The following is a 2,892-nucleotide window of genomic DNA, read 5'->3' as shown; positions in this document are numbered from 1 at the left end:
GGTTTTCGAACGAACCTCCGACGAAGGCTACGCCCCGCAGCTCGCAGCCGCTTTCGCCAGCGGTGATGTGCCGAACATCGTCACGCACCTGCCCAGCTTCGCAGTCTCAGACTATTGGAGCGCTGGGCTTCTAGAACCGTTCAACGACGTCATCGATATGGTCGGCCCCGAAAACTATTATGAGGGTGCGAACCAGATCTATGAGATCGATCCGGGCGTCTATGCCGGTACCGGCATCGGCAATTCGGCCGCCAATATGCTGTGGCTGCGCCTCGACTTGATGGAAGAGGCTGGCATCGACGCGCCTCCGCGCACCTGGGACCAGTTGCGCAGCGCGGTCAGCTCCATGCAGGGCGGCGGCATCTACGGCGCACCACTACCCTACGGCCGCAACTCGATGACCTCGCTGATCTTCATCGGCGTGATGCATCAGGCCGGCGCGCAGGTCTTCAGCCCCGACCTCGAAGTCGCGATCGACAGCGACGATACCCGCAACGCACTGGAGTTTTATCGCTCCATGCGCGAGTACTGCCCGCCCGGTGCGACCAACTACAGTTGGGGTGAGAGCCTCACCGCCTTCGTGTCTGGCGCGACGGCTACCGGCATCTATACCGGGCGCGTCTTGATCAACGTCAACAACCAGAACCCGGACATCGCGGACTACATCACTTGCGTGCAGTACCCGACGATCTCCGAAGATGTCCCGGCCTGGACCTTTAACGACTTCCCGTCGGTCTTCATTCCGGCGCAAGCCCAAAACATGGAGGCGACCAAACAGTTCGCTGCCTTCCTGTTCGATCCGGAGGGTTACATTCAGCAGCTACACGCAGCCCCAGGGCACGTGCTCCCTGTCCTTTGGACGATTTCGGAAAATCCGGCCTATTTGGACAACCCGATCATTGAGAAGTACACGTCGGAAGTCGATCTCATGGCCTCTTCCGCTGCCGAAGGCTACAACCTCGGCTGGGAGAGCAGCGACCATCGGCCGAACGTCAAGGCCGGCGAGATCATCAACTCGAATGTCATTTCGGAGATGGTCCAACGGGTCGTGCTAAACGACGAGAACGTCGATCAAGTCTTGAGCGACACGTCCAGCCGGCTTGAGGAGATCATGGCCTCCTAATTCCGCTGCGAAGGGCGGCATCATGACCATGTGACGCCGCCCTTCGATGGGATTATCGACTATGGCAACCGTAACCCACGCCGGCCACCGACTTGAGCGCGGCTATGCCCGCTTGGGTGTGTTTTTGATTGCGCCGACGATTGTCGTATTCAGCCTGGTGATCGTCTATCCGCTGTTGGCGGCGATCTATCTCAGCGTCTTTTCGGTCTACACGCCGACCCTTCAGGGGGAGTTCACCGGCGCCGACAACTACATCCGTCTGCTCACCGGCGCAGAATTCTGGAATTCCCTCATCACGACGCTGGTCTGGACGGGGGGCACGCTCAGCCTGCAGATCGTCTTTGGCGTGGGCATGGCGCTGTTGCTGCACCAGAATCTCTGGTTCCGTTCATTGGCGCGCAGCCTGGTCCTTTTTCCCTATTTCGTCTCGACCGTCGTGGCTGTGCTGGTCTGGCGCTGGCTGTTCAACGATCTTTACGGGGCTATCAATCGCGGGCTGATGGAGGTCGGCGTCGTCGACATGCCGCTGGACTGGCTGGGTACAATGCCCAACGCGATGATCGGCGTGATCCTTGTGGGCGCCTGGAAGTATTTCCCCTTTGTGGTCATCGCGGTACTGGCACGGCTGCAGACGATCCCAGAACATCTCTACGAAGCCGCCAAGATCGACGGCGCAGGGCCGATCGCCCGGTTCTTCGACGTGACCTTGCCGCAACTTCGCTCGGTCCTCGTCGTCATCATCCTGCTGCGCGCGATCTGGGACTTTAAGGAATTCGACCTGATCTACCTGCTAACCGGCGGCGGGCCCGTAACCTCGACCCAGACCCTTTCCCTGTTGGTCTACCAAGAAGCGTTCGCGCTGAACGAGATGGGCCAGGCGGCTGCCTATTCCATCGGGATGATGCTGGTCATGCTGGCCTTCATGCTGATTTACATCAGACGAACCGCGCGCGAGGCCTGAGATGCGAATCTTGCGCAAACTCGGCTTCAATCTGTTCACCTGGATCCTTGTCCTGCTGGTTGCCTTTCCGTTGATTTGGATGATCCTGACCTCGGTGAAGCCGCAGTCCGAACTGTTCCGCATTCCGCCCACTTGGCTGCCGGATACGGTGACATTCGAGCACTACTGGCGTCTGCTGACCGAAACGCCGTTCCTGCAGTATTTCCGCAACTCGGTCATCTTGGCGACCTCAACGACCGTCTTCGTCGTCGTGCTCGGCGCCGTCGGCGCCTACAGCTTGGTGCGATTTGCCTATCGCGGTCGCGAGACAATGGCGACGCTGGTTCTATTCACGTACCTCTTGCCGTCGGTCGTGCTGATCATCCCGCTCTATCTGATGATGGTGGAATTGGGCCTATCCAACACGTTGGCTAGCCTCGTCCTGGCCCACACCACATTCGCCCTGCCCTACGCTCTCTGGCTGTTGCGGTCCTTCATGGAGGGCGTTCCGGAAGACCTGGAGTCGGCTGCATTGGTCGACGGCGCAACACGCTTAGGCGCCTTTCGGGACGTGATCCTGCCGCAACTGCTGCCGGGCATCATCTCGACTGCGCTGTTCACCTTCATCCTGTCCTGGAACGAATATCTCTACGCTCTCGTGTTGGTGAATTCCGACGCTGCACGTCCTTTGACGACCGGCGTCATGACGATGTTGATCTCGGCCTTCAATATCGAATGGTCGTTGCTGATGGCCGCGTCAGTCATGATGAGCGTACCGCTGATCATCGTGTTCGCCTTCCTGCAAAGCTATCTCACCCGCGGGTTCGGC

General features: G+C 59.3%; 3 protein-coding genes. All 3 read left to right on the top strand.

From position 1 onward, the window contains the following. The coding region (locus AAF563_25530; protein ID MEM7124663.1) for an ABC transporter substrate-binding protein at positions 1-1,123 on the top strand (1,123 nt) is incomplete at its 5' end. A gap of 118 nt (positions 1,124-1,241) precedes the next feature. Next, the gene (locus tag AAF563_25525) at positions 1,242-2,084 is read left to right on the top strand and encodes a sugar ABC transporter permease (protein ID MEM7124662.1); all 843 of its coding nucleotides are present in this window, start codon (positions 1,242-1,244) and stop codon (positions 2,082-2,084) included. 1 nt (position 2,085) lies between these two features. Continuing rightward, positions 2,086-2,892, top strand: an 807-nt coding sequence (locus AAF563_25520; GenBank protein MEM7124661.1) for a carbohydrate ABC transporter permease, incomplete at its 3' end; no start/stop codon positions are given.

Source organism: Pseudomonadota bacterium (genome assembly GCA_039028155.1).
Taxonomy (GTDB): Bacteria; Pseudomonadota; Alphaproteobacteria; order SP197; family SP197; genus JANQGO01.
This window is presented reverse-complemented; position numbering and strand designations above follow the sequence as displayed.